The following is a 16,323-nucleotide window of genomic DNA, read 5'->3' on the forward strand; positions in this document are numbered from 1 at the left end:
ACCCTCCGGGCGGGCCATATTCGGGTGATTTATCGCGAACAGTCCGGCTTGAAGGCGAGAAGCCTTCGGCCCCGGACTGTCCACGAAAATCCCTCCGAATATGGCCCGTCAAACCCCTGTCCATAACTGATGACACGCCCTGATGAAGCTGAGATATTATCTGCTCGACGTGTTTACGCGCGACCGTCTGTGCGGCAATCCGCTGGCGGTTGTGCTCAAGGCCGATGGGTTGTCCACGGCGCGCATGCAGGCGATCGCGGGGGAGTTCAATCTCTCGGAGACCGTTTTCGTCTGTGAGCCGAAAAACGTCCGGCATTCGGCGGCTTTGCGGATCTTTACGCCGCAGACCGAACTGCCCTTTGCCGGGCATCCGACGATCGGCACGACGGTATTGCTTGGCCTTCACAACAAGCTCAGCGCCGTCCGACTGGAACTCGGTGTCGGGCTGGTCACGGCGGTGATGGAGCCGGTCGACAGGCGCACCGGCGACGCCAGGTTCAGCTTGCCACGCAGCCCCGAGCGCATTGGGAGTGGGCCACGACCGGCCGATATCGCTAAACGGCTGGGTATTGATGAGGCCGATGTCGGGTGCGGGAATTTTCAGCCCGCGCAGTATTCGGCGGGGTTGCCTTTTTATATCGTTCCGGTGCGCGATAGCCTTGTGCTCGAGACGATCGTTCTCGAGCGGCGGGGTTGGCAGGATACGTTCCCGGGAGACCACAACGACATCTACGTTTTTACCGCGACGCCCGATGAACGCGGCAACGATTACGCGGCGCGTATGTTCGGACCGGGCACGGGACTTGATGAGGATCCCGCCACCGGGTCGGCGGCAGCGGCGCTGATCGGGCTTCTGGCCGACAGCGGGCATTACGGGGACGGTCGCCACCATGTACGCGTCCGGCAGGGGCGGGAGATGGGGCGACCGAGCCTCATCGAATTGCAAATGAATATTGCGCAAGGCGCGCTCAGCCACCCTGGGATCGGCGGGTCGGCTGTTGTTCTTGCCGAAGGGATGCTCGATTTGAGCGAATAGGCGAATCAGTGGAGGGGATCGCTATGGACGTTCTTTCTAACATATTGTTGTTTCTGCATTTCTTTGCCCTGGTTTTGGGCATGGGGTCGGGGATTGCGCTTTCGATGCAGGCGCGCATGCTGGCGGGTGCGGGGCCGGAGGTGCGGGCCGGGTTTTTGCGCTATGGTGAAATGCTGCGGGTCAACAGCTATGTCGGGATCGCGCTCCTTTGGATCACCGGGCCGCTCATCGTCTGGCTGAGATATGACGGCGCAGGAGGGCTTGGCGGCTGGTTCTGGGCCAAGATGGCGTTTGTGGTGGTTCTCACGCTGTCGATCGGCACCGGCGCGGTTTTCTATCCCAGGGCGAAAACGGGCGATCAGGATGCGGTGAAGCGGGTCAAGCTGGCAGGCATGGTGAGCGGCCTTGCGGGGGTATTGGCCATTTTCGCGGCGGTGTTCGCGTTCAACTGAGTTGCGGGCGCATTATTTTGCGTGCATCGAGGGTTGCATCCCGCGCACTCTTGGCCCATTCTTGTTGAAAGACTTGAACGAAAGGGTCAGGCCGCAAACGATGCGCCGCAAACGTCAAAGCGCCGCCGTCGCTATAGCAGTTCGCAGGCAGGATGCCCTGCGGGCCCGTATCCTTTTGGGTACGGCGCTTCTTCTGCCTGCCGCCCTTCTACTCCTCCTTATCAGCCCCTGACCACCGGCGGTTCGCTGAAAAAACGCGAACGGGTCGTCAGGGGAGTACGCCACACGCCGAACACTGGATAGTTTGTCCGGCCTGGTTCCTGCTGCACCAAATACGATTTCTGCGCAGGGCGGCCGGTTTTAAGGACCAAGTAGAATGAGCACCGATACCCATAACACCGACAAGGTCTTTATCTTCGATACGACCTTGCGCGACGGCGAGCAGAGCCCGGGCGCGACGATGACGCTGGAGGAAAAGCTCCAGGTCGCCGAAATCCTCGACACCATGGGCGTCGATATCATCGAGGCGGGGTTCCCCATCGCCTCGAATGGCGACTTCGAAGCGGTCGCGACGATCGCCAAGCGCGCCAAGAACTCGGTGATCGCGGGGCTTGCGCGGGCCATTCCCGCCGATATCGACCGGGCCGGCGAAGCCGTGCGGCACGCCAAGCGAGGCCGTATCCATACGTTCGTTTCCACCTCGCCTATCCATCTGGCGCACCAGATGAAAAAGACCGAGGATGAGGTGCTCGAGATCGTCACCAAAACGGTGACGCAGGCGCGCAACCTCATCGATGACGTCGAGTGGTCGGGCATGGACGCCACGCGCACGCCGATCGAATTCCTCGCCCGTTGTACCGAGGCGGCGATCAAGGCTGGAGCGACGACGATCAACGTGCCGGATACCGTTGGATATTCGACGCCTGAGGATTACTATCAGCTCATCAAACAGTTGATCGAGATGGTGCCGAATTCGGACCAGGTGATTTTCTCCACGCATTGCCACAACGATTTGGGCATGGCCGTTGCCAATTCGCTGGCCGGTGTGCGCGCGGGCGCGCGGCAGGTCGAGTGCACGATCAACGGGCTGGGCGAACGCGCGGGTAACGCTGCGCTCGAAGAAGTCGTCATGGCGCTGCGGACGCGGGCCGATGTGTTGCCCTATCATACCGATATCGAGACGACGCATCTTTCGCGCGCCTCAAAGGTCGTCGCGGCGGCGGCGAACTTTCCGGTGCAGTACAACAAGGCCATTGTAGGGAAGAACGCTTTCGCGCACGAGAGCGGCATCCATCAGGACGGCATGCTCAAGAACGCTTCGACCTACGAAATCATGACGCCCGAAAGCGTCGGGATCAAATCGACGTCTCTGGTGATGGGCAAGCATTCGGGCCGGCACGCGTTCAAGCAGAAGCTGGCCGATCTGGGGTACGAATTGGCCGATAACCAGTTCCAGGAAGCCTTCCAGCGGTTCAAGGACCTCGCGGACCGCAAGAAGAACGTCTATGACGATGATATCATCGCGCTGGTTGACGACGAGATCGGTTCGGCTGCCGACCGGATCAAGCTCGTGGATATGAGCGTCACCTCCAAGACCGGTGGCATTCACCGCTGCGAGCTCAAGGTCTCGGTTGACGGGCAGCCGGTTGAGGTCGCCTATGACGGCACGGGTTCGGTCGATGCGATCTTTAATGCGATCAAGGCCGCTGTCGGCGCCGATCCGCATCTGGTGCTTTATGCGGTGGATGGTGTGACCGGCGGTACGGACGCACAGGCCAATGTGCATGTGCGGCTTGAAATGAACGGCCGGATTGCCTCGGGCAATGCCGCGGAGCCCGATACGCTCGTGGCTTCGGCGCGCGCCTATCTCAACGCCTACAACCGGTTGCTCATGGAGCGCGGTGCGCCGGCGCAGGGTGCGCTCGCGGGGTAAGTTATCGGCGAGAGCGTGTTTGCGGAAAAGCAGACGCCACTTTTCGTAAACACGCTCTTACTCTACCGATGCTGGTCGATGAGGATCGGATTGCCGTCGGGGTCGGTCAGCATGACATGCGCTGGGCCCGTGCCGTCCGGATCGGTCTCGGTATCGATCGCGATGCCTTCATCCTTGAGGCGCTTTTGAATGGCGCGGATGTCCTCGAAAGGGTCGACATCCTTACCGTCCTTGTCCCAGCCCGGGGTGAAGGTGAGCACGTTCTTTTCGAACATATCCTGGAATAGTCCGATCACTGTCTCGCTATTGCTTAATATGAGCCATTTATCCTCGATTTTGCCGCCGATTTCGCGGAATCCGAGCTTTCGGTAAAAGGCAAGGGACTTTGCAATATCCTTGACCGCAAGGCTCAGTGAAAACGCACCCATGCTCAACGGTTCGTCCTCCCTATTCAATAAACGGCTGATAAAAATGTGTCGCCTCAAGCGCCGAGCGAGCTTACTGGGACTTCGAGGTTGGCGCAATCGGGCCGGTTTTGCCGATCCGGCGCCTTTATTGTGATTCTATTGTAACACTTGATGGTCCGGCTTCGTATTGGGGAGTATGGAATGGTCGCTAAGCTCACGCCGGTTTGACTTGCGGGTGACAAGGCCGCCGTCCGAAAGTCGGACACAGAACGTTCAGAGGAGAAAGCGATGAACCGCAAGATTGCCGTTGGCGCCTGCGTTGTGGCGGCCGGCATGATGTCTGGACAGGCAATGGGGGCGACGGCGCTTTTCGCCGGGGGGTGTTTCTGGAGCGTTGAATCCAATTTCGAGAAGGTCGCGGGCGTAACCAACGCCGTTTCGGGATTTGCAGGCGGGCATGTCGAAAACCCCAGCTATAATCAGGTGGTTTATGAGGATACGGGGCATTACGAGGTGGTCGAGGTCACCTACGATCCCGAGGTCATCGACTACGAGACGCTTCTGACGATCTATTGGCACTCGACCGACCCGACCGATGGAGGCGGGCAGTTCTGCGACCGCGGTGACAGTTATCTGCCGGCGATCTTTGCGCTGACCGATGAGCAACGCGAGATCGCCCAGGCCAGCAAGGCCAATATTGAGGCCGAAACGGGGTATGAAATCGCAACCGAAATCCTGCCGCCAGCCACTTTTTACGCGGCCGAGGATTACCATCAAGATTTCGCCGCCAACAATCCAGAGCGCTACAACGCCTACCGCATCGGTTGCCGGCGCGATGCGCGTCTCGAGCAGGTATGGGGCGATCAGGCGCTTTTGGGGACTGTCGAAAACCCGTTTCCGCAATAAGATACGGACCTGACCATTTTCTCCCAAAAGGGGAGTGGACAGGCCGGAAGGCGTTTGCTAGAGAAGCGCCACTTCGGCGGCGTGCTCCGCACGCCGCCTGTTGTGCTTGGGTGTATAGCTCAGTTGGTAGAGCAGCTGACTCTTAATCAGCGGGTCCAAGGTTCGAGTCCTTGTACACCCACCACCCTTCGCTCTGCGAGCGAAGGTTTCTTTGAGATCGCATTCATTCATGCATCTGACGTAACCTTCCATTCACCATCGGCAAAATTGTCCTTTACGCGAAACCCTTTGGGAAGGCCGTTGGGCGTATGGTCGCGCCATCGATGAATCCCGGACGCACCTGATCATGAGCCTTTCAGCCAATTCTCTGCCCATGGGGCGCGACACGGGCCGCACGGAGCGGGAAACCGCAGGTCGTGGGGCGTTGCCGATGCTGACCCGGGCCGTGCTGAGTCCGGCGGAATGGGATCGGGCGATTTCGGATTTTGACGGTGTGTGTCAGGAGCAGCTTTATGCCTATGCCCGCATGCGCTGGCCTGGCCTGTCTCTTGAGCCGGTTCTGTTCTCCGACGACAAGGGGCCCGTCGGCGGTGCGCTCGTCATGCTCCAACCCCTGCCGCTGAAGCTCGCAACGATTGCGCTTGTCAAATGGGGTCCGTTTCTTGCCGACAACAGGCGGCCCGATGCCGACGCGGTGATGAAGGCAATGGTCGAGGCGTTGGTCGCGGATTATGCCGACATGCGCGGGATGATGCTTTCGATCATGCCCAAGGTCGAGCCAACCGATGACAACGCCGGACTGGCGGCCCTTCTCGCGCGCGGATTTTCGCGGGGGGTCGGGCTTAAATTCCCAAAACGCTACGTCGTCGACATCCGGCTCGATGACGATGCAAGGCTTGCCGCCTTTGCGCAGAAATGGCGGTATCATTTACGCAAATCCTTCAAGGCCGGGCTCAGCTTCGAAGAGGGCGGAGCGGATGAACTCGACCGGTTCATGGCGCTCTATAAGGCCATGAGCGATCGCAAGCAGTTTCCGGACCATTCTGCAATCGACTCGGTGGATGCTCTGATGGCGATGCCTGAGGATACGGCGCGTCCGCAGATATTTTTTGTGACCCATGAGGGCGAGACGGTTGCCGGCGCGGTGATTTTCACCGCAGGCGATATGGCGACCTATCTCTATGGCGCGACCAACGATGCGGCGCTCGATTTACGCGCGGGTTATTTCCTGCACTGGAACATCATTCGCTGGCTGCGCGACAACACGCGGGCAAGGCTCTACGACCTCGGGGGCACCGACGGATTTCAGGGGCTCCACCAGTTCAAGAGCGGCATGGTCGGCAGCGCGGGGTACGTGGCCGATCTGCCGCCGATTGCCAACTACGCATCGAGTCGTCGCGCGCGGCTGTTCGGGACGTTGGCTTATGAGGGACGCTCGAAGCTGACGCGCGCGCGCGATGCGATCAATGCCTGGCGACTGGCGCTGATGCGCCGTCTGCGCAAGGCCCTGGGGCCCGTTAGCACGAATGGATAAGGGTTTGATTTTGCATAAATCGTTCAATGCCCAGTGTTTTCCCGCTGTGCATGGGATCCTCCTCGCAAGGGGAAACGCACCGGCAGTGGACGATTTATGCAAAACCCTTCGGGCGGGTTATCGTCCGGCCGGCGCGGCATTTTCCACGAAGGTTGCTCGGACTATAGCTCGTCAAACCCCTATCCATTCGTGTTAACGGGCCCTTATGTCTATCGGTAAAAAACTGGCGTCGCGCTCGGTTGTCATGTTCGGCCTTCGGGTCGGTGGGGCGGGGTTTATCTTTCTTGTCCAGGCGGCGATTGCGCAGGTCTGGGGCGCCGAGGCGCTGGGCGACTATCTCCTGGCCATCGCTGCCGCCAATCTGCTGGCGGTGGTGATGCCTTTGGGGTTCCAGACGGTCGGGACCTATTTCGCCGCCGAATACGGCGCGAAGAGCGACGGGCGCAACCTGCGGCGCTTTTTGATGCGTTCGTTCGCTCATGTCTTCGTCATCGGTGGGGCCATTACGATCCTGGGGTGGCCTGTGACCTATCTCATGGGGAACACGGGAGAACATCTTCTGGCCTTGTGGGTGCCCACGGCGTTGATCGCGATGGGAACGGCATTCACATTCATCAATACGACTGCGCTTGTCGGGCTCAAGCGGCCGCTGATGGGCTATATGCCGGATATGGTTTTGCGCCCCGCGCTCGTGATCACCAGTTTCGCGATTGTCGCGCTGACTGCGGGGAAGGCGGACCTCAACGCCATGCTGTGGCTCTTTGCACTGCTTTTGCTTGCGCTTGAGGCAGGGCATTTCGTTTTGCTCTATCGGGCCGTCAGGAATGTGCCGGCTTCGAGTGAACATCAGCCCGAGCCATCCCGCCGGTGGTGGCGGTTCGCCGCGCCCTGGGTCATGATCACGCTGGCTGCGGACTATTTCTTCGATATCAACCTCATCATGCTTGCCGAATTGCTGCCCCGGACCGATCTGGCCATATTCGGCGTCAGCACGCGCATCTTTGCGCTCGTTTCCTTCGGCGTCGTCGCGGTCTACGCCATGACGTTGCCGGAGATGTTCGAGGCCGATGGCAAGAAGGACGCCGAGGCGCTCTCGCGGCGGCTCGGCGAGGCCAATATCGTCGCGGTATTGCTGTCGGGTGCGCTGTTTCTCGGCGTCACGCTTTTCGGGCGCTATCTCCTGATGCTGTTCGGCGAGGAATTTGTCGTGGGGGCGTGGCCGATGAGCATTTTATGCCTCGCGCTCGTCGTGCGGGCCGCGTTCGGGCCCGCGCCGATGGTGCTTTCGATGCGCGACAAACCGTTCGACAGCCTGCCGGCGGTGGCTTTGGGGCTGGCGACGTTGGTTTTGGGCAATATGGCGCTGGTACCGCCGTATGGCCTCAATGGTGCGGCGATTTCGGCGTTTATTGCGATTTCGCTCTGGTCAGCAACGCTGTGGCTTATCGCGTGGCGTCGCACGGGGATCGACGTTTCGATCTTTGCGCGGTTCCGGGCTAGGGCCTGTCATCAATTGTAGATAGGGGGTTGATAACAGGCTCTAACCATCGAGGAGCCCCTGAAGCCTGATCTTCATCCGGGTGGCGAAAGGCAGTTTCAGCCCCCGGTCGTAGCTCTCGGTTGCTTTGGTGAATTTGCGTTCCATCACGCAATAGTCCTGCCCGAAGATATGTTCTTCGAGCACGGCCACGCGTTTGTAGTCGTAGCGTTCGAGGAGCCTAAGGGCGATCTTGTTGTCCGTGCGCACATAAGTGGAAGCTTTGTGGAAGCGCGAATTGTCCCAATGCTCGACGAAGGCGCGCATGCCGTACATGCCGAGCATGGTTTTGCGGTGCGCGGGGAAGATGCACGACCAGTACTGAAAGATCGTGCCGCAGTCGGGACCGGAAATCAGGAAGCCGCCAGGCTCGTTATCAGCCTCCAGGATCAGGATGTGCCAAGGGTCGATGGCGAGCAGCGTACGCAGGAAGCCTTTGTCCATTCGCGCCTTTTCATGCGTCTTGAACAGGTCGTTGTAGTACGGCATCGAGTCGATGAGGTCCGTCAACTCGCGGTGAATCAAACCGATATCGGCCGGGGTTGCCGCGCGGTGCGAGAACTCTGCCATGGCGTTTTCTCCTGGTGCGGGATGCGGAACAGTGGGAACCGGTTTTCCGCAAAATCCCGCGACAACAAAAGATCATAGCGCGACCAGCCTTTAAAAACTGTCACCCTGCTTTTGTGCCCGGCTTTTCAGCCTTTCTGGCGGAGAGGAAGTTGTAACCTGCCACCCCGTCGTCACACGCACCTTGATGGGGCTTTGTGCGGCGGGTTATGAAGTTGCGAAACGATCAGGAGGAGCCAGACATGAGTTCGGACGCCATCTATGCCCCGTCCGCCGATGCGATCGCACGGACCTATACGACGGCCGAGCAGTATGAGGAGATGTATGCCCGCTCACTTTCGGACCCGGAAGGCTTCTGGGGTGAGCAGGGCAAGCGGCTCGACTGGATCAAACCCTACACCAAGGTCAAGAATACCGATTTTTCCTACGACTCGGTCTCGATCAAATGGTTCGAGGACGGTGTTCTGAACGTCTCGGCCAACTGCATCGACCGGCATCTCGACACGCGCGGCGACCAGACGGCGATCATTTTCGAGCCGGACGATCCGAACGGGACGGTTCAGCACGTTACTTACCGGCAACTCCATGAGCGCGTATGCCGGATGGCCAATGTGCTCAAGTCGCTCGGCGTCAAGAAGGGGCACCGGGTGACGATTTATATGCCGATGATCCCCGAAGCGGCCTATGCCATGCTGGCCTGCGCACGGATCGGGGCGATCCATTCGGTCGTGTTCGGCGGGTTTTCGCCCGACGCGCTCGCGGGACGGATCAATGACTGCGACAGCGCCGTGGTGATCACCGCAGACGAGGGGCGTCGCGGAGGCAAGAGCGTGCCCTTGAAGGCCAATGTCGATACGGCGCTTGAGGATTGCCCGGGCGTCGAAAAGGTGCTGGTTATTGAAAATACGGGCAACCCGGTTTCAATGAAGGGTTCCCGGGACGTCTGGTGGCATGAGGCTGCAGCCGGTGCCGAACCGTTCTGCGATCCCGAGCCGATGAATGCGGAGGATCCGCTTTTTATCCTTTATACGTCGGGGTCGACGGGTAAGCCCAAGGGGGTGCTACACACTTCGGGCGGGTACCTCGTCTATACCTCTTTGACCCATCAGCTCACCTTCGACTATCGCGATGGCGAAGTCTTCTGGTGCACCGCCGATGTGGGCTGGGTGACCGGGCACAGCTATATCGTTTACGGCCCACTTGCCAACGGCGCGACAACGTTGATGTTCGAAGGCGTGCCGACATGGCCGAACGCTTCGCGGCACTGGCAGGTCGTCGACAAGCATAAGGTCAATATCTACTACACTGCGCCGACGGCGATCCGGGCGCTGATGGGCGCGGGCAACCAGTATGTGGAAGGTGCGGACCTTTCGAGCCTGCGGCTCTTGGGGTCCGTGGGCGAGCCGATCAATCCGGAAGCCTGGCGGTGGTATTACGAGCAGGTGGGGCGCGGGCGCTGCGGGATCGTCGACACATGGTGGCAGACGGAAACCGGTGGCTTCATGATCACACCGCTGCCGGGCGCAACGCCGCTTAAGCCCGGCTCGGCGACCAAACCGTTTTTCGGGGTAAAGCCCGTGGTGCTCGATCCTGAAAGCGGGAAGGAAATCACCGAGACCGAGGCGGCGGGCGTTTTGGCCATCGCCGATAGCTGGCCGGCACAGATGCGCACGGTTTATGGCGATCATCAGCGGTTCAAGGACACGTATTTCCAGCAATATAAGGGCTATTACTTTTCCGGCGACGGGTGCCGCCGGGATGCCGACGGGTATTACTGGATCACGGGCCGGGTGGACGATGTGCTCAATGTCTCCGGTCACCGGTTGGGGACCGCGGAGGTTGAGAGCGCGCTTGTTGCGCATCCCAGCGTTTCGGAGGCCGCGGTGGTCGGGTTTCCACACGACATCAAAGGGCAGGGGATCTACTGCTATGTGACGCTGATGGCGGGAGAGGATGGCTCGGACGACCTTGCTGTGGAGTTGCGCAATTGGGTGCGCAAGGAAATAGGGCCGATCGCATCGCCCGATCATATCCAGTTTGCACCCGGTCTGCCCAAGACGCGCTCGGGCAAGATCATGCGGCGCATTCTGCGCAAGGTTGCCGAGGACGATTACGGCTCGCTCGGGGATACCTCGACGCTGGCCGACCCGGGCGTTGTCGACGATTTGATCGAGAACCGCAAGAATCGCTGACCTATCAACCACTGATTAGTCAAATTTGGGCGCGTTGCCTCGGCAGCGCGCCTATTTTTGTTTTTCGTTAAACAAGGCATGAAACAGTCGACGGCGCGTTCGCGTAGTCGGGTATGCCAAGATATTGGTTTTTCTATGGATTCCCGACGCGTGGCGAGAGTGCCAGGTGGTCCGCGGCGGGGCAGACCGGGCTGGTGATAGTGCGCGGTGCGGCGCGAACGGTTTGGGGGGAACCGGTGACGCAATCACGACACCTGCTCGCAATCGTTGTGGTGTGCGTTTTCGCGGCGGGTGGCGCGGCGTTCGACGCATTTCGGTTCATTGATGACGCGCTTTGGAACGTGCGGTTTTCGATTGGCAGCCGACCGGCGAGTGGTGACCTCGTGCTCATCGACGTCGATCCGTCCGATATCATCGAGCTTCAGAGCGCTTCGGCGGTGCGGGGCATGTATGCGAGCGTCGTAGACATCGTGCTCGGTGCGGGCGCCACCGATATCGTGGTGGAAACGCGTTTGAGTGCCTCGACCGGAGGTTCGGGGGACGATCTTCTCGCCGCTGCGCTCGCACGCGGGGCCGGCAAGGTCAGAACTGTCGCCTATGCGTCTCCCACCGCCAGCCGGAGCCACGAAACACCGACCTTCACGCGACCGCTCGGCCGGTTCTCATCGATTGCTCCGCCCGTTACCATGGCAGCCTTGCCCGACGCGGACGGTGTGGTCCGGCATTACCAGACCGGTGCGAATATCGAGGGCAGGTTCGTGCCGTCTCTGGCTGCGGCGCTGAACCCAGGCACCGTACCGGACCAGGATAGCTTCGCCATCGATTTTTCTATCGATGCCGCAACGGTTCCCGTCATTGAAGTTGGCGATGTGCTCAACGGCCGCATCGATGTCGGCCAACTCGCAGGCAAGCAGGTCGTCATCGCATTGAGCGGGGCCACGCTGCAGCAATCCGTGCTCGTTCCGCGTTTCGGTGTGATTTCGGGCGGCGTGGTGCAGGCTCTCGCTACCGAAACTCTCAGGCAGGGCCGGCCTCTTATAGAAACGGGCATCTGGACACAGATTGGCATTGTGGTTGCCGTCGTCTCCGCGTTCATCTTCGGTTGCACGCGTGTCGCCGTCGTGCCGCTTGCCCTGGGTTGTGCGGGCTGCGCTGTTGTCCTCGAGCTTTTGGTTTTGGCGCTTCATATGAATTCGGCCATCGTTCTCGATACCACTGCAGTGCATGTGGCGCTCGTCGGTCTGCTCTCGGTCGGCCTGGTTCGCGAACTCGAAATCCGCGGGCTTTCGATTATGAATGCGGCGCAGGAGCGGGATTCCATGCGTGGCATTCTCTCTCGTGTGGTTGCGGACAATTTCGATGGGGTGGTCGTGGTCGATACACGCCATCGCGTTCGTGCCGCGAGCCGGTTCGCGTGCGAACTCATGGGGAGCGATCTGGTTGGCCAAACGATCGAAGCCAGCTTGCCCGGAACGTTCGTTACTGCGCTCACCGCCGCGCTCGGCGAGGGTAAGACCGTCGACGAGGCTGCCGAAATCAGGATCGCGCCGCGCGAGAGTGAAGAACGGATCATCGAATATGTCGTGACTATATCCGAGGCTGCTTCCGAAGAGGAGAGCGCCGGTCAAGCCGGTCGCGTCGCATGTTTGACATTCCGGGATATCACCGAGCGCCGGTTATCGGAGGCGCGGCTCAACTATTTAGCACGGCATGACGCGCAAACCGGTGCGCTCTCGCGCATTGCCCTTGTCGAGGCGCTCCAGGACATGATGTCGACGTCCGATGGACGGAAGCGGGGCGCTACGGTGTTTCTCGTCGGGGTCCACCGTCTCAAGATCGTCAATGACACGCTGGGTTATGGCTATGGCAACCGGTTGCTCCAGCAAGTTGTGACGCGGCTCCAAGGGGCTGGTACGTCCGTCGTGGCTCGACTCGAGGGCAACAGTTTTGCCGTGCTGCGCGAAGGATTTCTGGGTAATGACGCTCAGGATTTTGCCAGGGCGCTCATTACGCGGATCTCGCGGCCATATGCGATGGCCGGGCATCATGCAATTGTGGGGGCGAGCGTCGGCATGACGGATTCGGAGCTATCGGGCTGCGATCCGGATACGATGATCCGGCATGCAAGTATGGCGCTCTCGGTTGCGGCTGACAGGCATGGCAATGCCGTCGTGCCGTTCGCGCGCGAGATGACCGAGCGCATCCGTCACAAGCAAGACATGGAAGTCGCGCTACGCGCTGCGCTTGCGCGGGGCGAATTCTCAATCCACTACCAGCCTCAGGTCGATCTCGAAACCAACGCGGTGGTGGGGGTGGAAGCGCTCGTGCGCTGGACGCATCCACAACTCGGCAGGATTTCGCCAGGCGAGTTCATTCCTGCCGCTGAAGAAACCGGATTGATCATCGATTTGGGCCGCTGGATTCTCAAGACAGCGTGCATGGAGGTGGCGGGCTGGCCGCAGCCAGTGCGGCTCTCGGTCAACGTCTCGCCCATGCAGTTCGAATATGGTGACATTGTTTCCGATGTCCGCGACGCGCTGGCGAGCTCAGGTCTTTCGCCCGAGCGTCTCGATATCGAAATCACCGAAGGGCTGCTTGTCACCGAGACCGGGCATGCCATCGATAAGCTCGACAGGCTGCGCAAGGACGGTGTCAGGATCGCGCTCGACGATTTCGGCACGGGGTATTCGTCGTTGAGCTATCTGGGGCGGTTGCCCGTCGATATCATCAAGATCGATCAAAGTTTCGTCCGCGGGCTGCCCGACGATGCTGAGGCTACGGCGATCATTCGGGCGGTTCTTATGCTCTCGGAGTCCCTGGGGAAAGGTGTTATCGCAGAGGGCATCGAGACCATCGATCAGGCGTGGGTCTTGCGTCTTGCCGGGTGCCAGACCGGGCAGGGTTATTTCTTCGGGCGTCCCGCTTCCGCTGCAGATACACTGGCGGCGATCACCGCGCCGGTTGAGGACCGGTTCGAGCCTGGGAAGCTTGACTGATTGCCGCCGCAAATCCCATCCGGATAAATTGTGGTGCCGGTTATCAGAATCAGAAATGCCCTCGTGTGCCGATTCAGTAGCAGGAGATTTCATGCGGCAATTTTTCAATGCGCTATTTTTCGCTCTTGTCATTACGGCGGGCGCTACAGCTGGTGCATCGGCCCAGACGCTTTCCGAGATGGCGGGGCAGATGGTCATGGTGGGCTTCGAGGGAACCTCAGTGGAGGATGCGGGGTTCAGAGCTGTCCGCGCGCAACTGGCGGATGGGCAGATCGGTGGGGTTATGTATCTTCGCCGCAATGTTGACAGCCTCGCAGACGTACGCGCGATGAACGCCGCGTTCGCCGCAGCCAGCCCGTGGCTGTCGCCGTTCATCGCGCTCGATCAGGAAGGCGGGCAGATCCGTCGTCTTACGGCAGCCGTGGGGTTTGTGGAAACTCCCTCCGCGGCGGCGGTCGGGCGGGGGAGCGTCATGGAGGCGCGTGCGATCTATACCGGCCTCGCCGAGAGGCTTGCGGCTCTCGGGTTCACAGTCAATTTCGGTCCCGTCGTGGACCTCAATCTCAACGCAGACAATCCCATTATCGCGCGGTACGAGCGGTCGTTCGGCGTCGATCCGGAGCGTGTTGCGCAGTTTGGTGCCGCGTTCGTCGAAGGGCACCGCGCGGCGGGGGTGGCCACGGCGCTCAAGCATTTCCCGGGGCATGGCTCAAGCACGGGCGACACGCATGAAGGCTTTGTCGACGTAACCAACGACTGGCAGGAGGTGGAGCTCGAACCCTTCGCACGGCTGATCGAAGAGGGGCTCGCGGACATGGTCATGGTCGCGCATATTTTCAACGCCGACTATGTTCGGGACCCGAACGAACAGCTTCCTGCGAGCCTGTCGCCGGCGTGGATCGATGGCGTGTTGCGGGGTGATCTGGGTTATGACGGGGTGGTGATCAGCGACGATCTTCAGATGGGTGCGATCACGGCGCAGTTCGACTTGCGCGAAACCGTGGTGCGTGCCGTCACGGCGGGAAACGACATTCTGCTTTTTTCCGGCTATCCCGATCCTCTTCCCGGAACGGGTGAGGACGTCCACGATATCATCATCCAGGAAGCGCAGTCCGATCCGGCCTTTGCCGCGCGGGTCGAGGAGAGCTATCGGCGCATTGTGGCCCTGAAGCAGCGTTTGGGGCCGGGCGAATGACCCGGTATGTCGCTCTGCTCTATTCGATCATCCTCGGCGGCGGCCGGCGGCTGTCGATGGCACCATTGCGCGACATGTTCGCCCAGCTTGGCTATTCCGGTGCCGAAACCTTGCTCGCGACAGGCAACGTAATCTTTGAAAGCCCCGAGGCTGATCCTCGCGCTATTGAAGCACGGCTCGAAACTGCGTTCGCCGAGCGGTTCGGCAAGCCGATCGAATTCATCGTGCGCTCGGAAGGGGATTGGCTCGGGCTTGTCGAGCGCAATCCTCTTCCGGAAGCCTCGGCCACAAGCCCGGCGCAGGTTGCCGTGCGCGTGATGAGGGCTCCGGTTTCGGATGACGCCCGAGCGTTGCTCGAAGCGCGGGTGCAGCCGGGTGAGAGCTTACGGTTCGTCGACGGGGATATCTGGATTTACATCCCGGAGGGCATCAGCACGTCACCGCTCGCTTCGGTCATGACCAACGCACGGATCGGGGTTGGTACGTCGCGTAATTGGAATACCGTGCGGAAAATCGTGGAACGGCTGGGGTAACTCCGGTGACGCGTGGTTCCTTATCGGGATCGTGCCCCCTATAGTGCCGGCAGAGCGGTGGCGAATCGCGGCACGTCGATAAGAGCATGAGGGCAACCCCCCGGATGGAAGAACCCGAAAACGTACGGCACGTGCGGGCGCTCTTTATTTCTGACGTGCATCTGGGCATGAAGAATATCCGCGTTGCCGAACTCATCAAGTTTCTGCCGCTCTATGAAGCCGACACGATCTATATCGTGGGCGATCTGATCGACGGCTGGCGGCTGCAAAAGGAATGGCACTGGCCGCCGCTTTATGACGAACTGGCGTCAATCCTGCTCGACAAGGCCGAGCGCGGAACGCGCATGGTTTATCTCGCAGGCAATCACGACGAGTTTCTGCGCGACTACCTGGGAACGTATTTCGGCGGTGTCGAAATCGTCGACCGCGCCATCCACGAAACGGCGGACGGACGGCGCTATCTTGTCATTCACGGCGACCAGTTCGACGTCGTGGTCGCCAACGCCAAGTGGCTCGCGCATATCGGAGACTGGGCTTACAATTTCGCGCTGCGGGTCAATGTGCTTGTCAACTGGGTACGGCGGAGGCTGGGGCTTGCCTATTGGTCGCTTTCGGCCTGGGCCAAGCAGAAGGTCAAGAACGCGGTCAGCGTGATGGGCCGATTCGAGGAGGCGCTGTCGCTCGAAGCGCGCAATAGCCAAGTCGATGGGGTCATCTGTGGACATATCCACAATGCCGCGATGCACCATAAATTCGGCATCCACTATATCAATTCCGGCGACTGGGTGGAAAGCTGCACGGCGATCATCGAGACGCATGAGGGCGAGTTCGAGCTGATCCGTTGGGGCGATATCGCCGCACCACCAAAAAAGCGCCGCCGCTTCGGACGGCGGCAAAAATCACGAAACTAACATTTCAGGCTTGCCAGCCGTCGTGCGGCAACGCAATGTCGGGGGAATGGAGTGTTTTCAGCAAAAGTGGGTACCACTTTTGCGGTTCGGCCCTAAGGGCCGCATCAGCGAAAACGCGACAAAA

At 60.2% G+C, this 16,323-nt stretch carries 13 protein-coding genes and 1 tRNA gene; 12 read left to right on the plus strand and 2 right to left on the minus strand.

What is annotated here, in order from left to right; translation table 11 throughout:
- Positions 1-142: 142 nt before the first annotated feature.
- The 3 genes from LG281_RS18025 (at position 143) to LG281_RS18035 (ending at position 3,421) form a co-directional block, all read left to right on the plus strand.
- Complete coding sequence (locus LG281_RS18025) at positions 143-1,036, plus strand: PhzF family phenazine biosynthesis protein (RefSeq protein ID WP_404403166.1); 894 nt, start codon at positions 143-145, stop codon at positions 1,034-1,036.
- 23 nt (positions 1,037-1,059) lie between these two features.
- Complete coding sequence (locus LG281_RS18030) at positions 1,060-1,488, plus strand: hypothetical protein (protein ID WP_404403167.1); 429 nt, start codon at positions 1,060-1,062, stop codon at positions 1,486-1,488.
- 376 nt (positions 1,489-1,864) lie between these two features.
- A complete protein-coding gene (locus LG281_RS18035; protein WP_404403168.1) occupies positions 1,865-3,421 on the plus strand; it encodes a 2-isopropylmalate synthase in 1,557 nt (518 codons plus the stop codon).
- 62 nt (positions 3,422-3,483) lie between these two features.
- On the opposite strand, the gene LG281_RS18040 is transcribed toward LG281_RS18035, so the two are convergent.
- Positions 3,484-3,849 carry a VOC family protein gene (locus LG281_RS18040; RefSeq protein WP_404403169.1) on the minus strand — a complete coding sequence of 122 codons (366 nt, stop codon included), beginning with the start codon at positions 3,847-3,849 and terminating at the stop codon, positions 3,484-3,486.
- Between the two features lie 267 nt (positions 3,850-4,116).
- Here LG281_RS18040 and msrA point away from each other — a divergent pair, with 267 nt between their 5' ends.
- The 4 genes from msrA to LG281_RS18060 all read left to right on the plus strand — a co-directional run bounded on the left by msrA (position 4,117) and on the right by LG281_RS18060 (position 7,787).
- The gene (gene msrA / locus LG281_RS18045; protein WP_404403170.1) at positions 4,117-4,734 is read left to right on the plus strand and encodes a peptide-methionine (S)-S-oxide reductase MsrA; all 618 of its coding nucleotides are present in this window, start codon (positions 4,117-4,119) and stop codon (positions 4,732-4,734) included.
- Between the two features lie 108 nt (positions 4,735-4,842).
- Positions 4,843-4,918: transfer RNA gene (locus tag LG281_RS18050), tRNA-Lys, on the plus strand.
- A gap of 162 nt (positions 4,919-5,080) precedes the next feature.
- A complete protein-coding gene (locus LG281_RS18055; protein WP_404403171.1) occupies positions 5,081-6,268 on the plus strand; it encodes a lipid II:glycine glycyltransferase FemX in 1,188 nt (395 codons plus the stop codon).
- A gap of 205 nt (positions 6,269-6,473) precedes the next feature.
- Entirely contained in the window at positions 6,474-7,787 is a 1,314-nt protein-coding gene (locus LG281_RS18060; protein WP_404403172.1) for a lipopolysaccharide biosynthesis protein, read from the plus strand.
- A gap of 21 nt (positions 7,788-7,808) precedes the next feature.
- Here LG281_RS18060 and LG281_RS18065 read toward each other — a convergent pair whose 3' ends face one another.
- Positions 7,809-8,375, minus strand: coding sequence for a hypothetical protein (locus LG281_RS18065; protein WP_404403173.1), 567 nt, complete (start codon positions 8,373-8,375; stop codon positions 7,809-7,811).
- Positions 8,376-8,614: 239 nt separating this feature from the next.
- Between LG281_RS18065 and acs the strand changes: the two genes are divergently transcribed.
- The 5 genes from acs to LG281_RS18090 all read left to right on the plus strand — a co-directional run bounded on the left by acs (position 8,615) and on the right by LG281_RS18090 (position 16,199).
- Positions 8,615-10,564 (plus strand): acetate--CoA ligase, encoded by a 1,950-nt coding sequence (gene acs, locus LG281_RS18070; protein ID WP_404403174.1) that lies wholly within the window; start codon positions 8,615-8,617, stop codon positions 10,562-10,564.
- A 236-nt stretch (positions 10,565-10,800) separates the two neighbouring features.
- Positions 10,801-13,560 (plus strand): EAL domain-containing protein, encoded by a 2,760-nt coding sequence (locus LG281_RS18075; RefSeq protein ID WP_404403175.1) that lies wholly within the window; start codon positions 10,801-10,803, stop codon positions 13,558-13,560.
- Positions 13,561-13,651: 91 nt separating this feature from the next.
- The gene (locus tag LG281_RS18080; protein WP_404403176.1) at positions 13,652-14,755 is read left to right on the plus strand and encodes a glycoside hydrolase family 3 protein; all 1,104 of its coding nucleotides are present in this window, start codon (positions 13,652-13,654) and stop codon (positions 14,753-14,755) included.
- A complete protein-coding gene (locus LG281_RS18085) occupies positions 14,752-15,288 on the plus strand; it encodes a DUF1697 domain-containing protein (protein WP_404403177.1) in 537 nt (178 codons plus the stop codon). The genes LG281_RS18080 and LG281_RS18085 overlap by 4 nt, the downstream gene beginning before the upstream one ends.
- An 86-nt stretch (positions 15,289-15,374) precedes the next feature.
- Entirely contained in the window at positions 15,375-16,199 is an 825-nt protein-coding gene (locus LG281_RS18090; RefSeq protein WP_404403178.1) for a UDP-2,3-diacylglucosamine diphosphatase, read from the plus strand.
- Positions 16,200-16,323: the final 124 nt, after the last annotated feature.

This window comes from Pelagibacterium halotolerans, assembly GCF_044811015.1.
Classification (GTDB): Bacteria; Pseudomonadota; Alphaproteobacteria; order Rhizobiales; family Devosiaceae; genus Pelagibacterium; species Pelagibacterium halotolerans_A.

Coding starts and splice junctions, on each gene's coding strand:
- LG281_RS18065 (WP_404403173.1), bottom strand. CDS start 8,375: ATGGCAGAGTTCTCGCACCGCGCGGCAACCCCGGCCGATATCGGTTTG.
- LG281_RS18080 (WP_404403176.1), top strand. CDS start 13,652: ATGCGGCAATTTTTCAATGCGCTATTTTTCGCTCTTGTCATTACGGCG.
- acs (WP_404403174.1), top strand. CDS start 8,615: ATGAGTTCGGACGCCATCTATGCCCCGTCCGCCGATGCGATCGCACGG.
- LG281_RS18025 (WP_404403166.1), top strand. CDS start 143: ATGAAGCTGAGATATTATCTGCTCGACGTGTTTACGCGCGACCGTCTG.
- msrA (WP_404403170.1), top strand. CDS start 4,117: ATGAACCGCAAGATTGCCGTTGGCGCCTGCGTTGTGGCGGCCGGCATG.
- LG281_RS18085 (WP_404403177.1), top strand. CDS start 14,752: ATGACCCGGTATGTCGCTCTGCTCTATTCGATCATCCTCGGCGGCGGC.
- LG281_RS18060 (WP_404403172.1), top strand. CDS start 6,474: ATGTCTATCGGTAAAAAACTGGCGTCGCGCTCGGTTGTCATGTTCGGC.
- LG281_RS18055 (WP_404403171.1), top strand. CDS start 5,081: ATGAGCCTTTCAGCCAATTCTCTGCCCATGGGGCGCGACACGGGCCGC.
- LG281_RS18040 (WP_404403169.1), bottom strand. CDS start 3,849: ATGGGTGCGTTTTCACTGAGCCTTGCGGTCAAGGATATTGCAAAGTCC.
- LG281_RS18030 (WP_404403167.1), top strand. CDS start 1,060: ATGGACGTTCTTTCTAACATATTGTTGTTTCTGCATTTCTTTGCCCTG.
- LG281_RS18090 (WP_404403178.1), top strand. CDS start 15,375: ATGAGGGCAACCCCCCGGATGGAAGAACCCGAAAACGTACGGCACGTG.
- LG281_RS18035 (WP_404403168.1), top strand. CDS start 1,865: ATGAGCACCGATACCCATAACACCGACAAGGTCTTTATCTTCGATACG.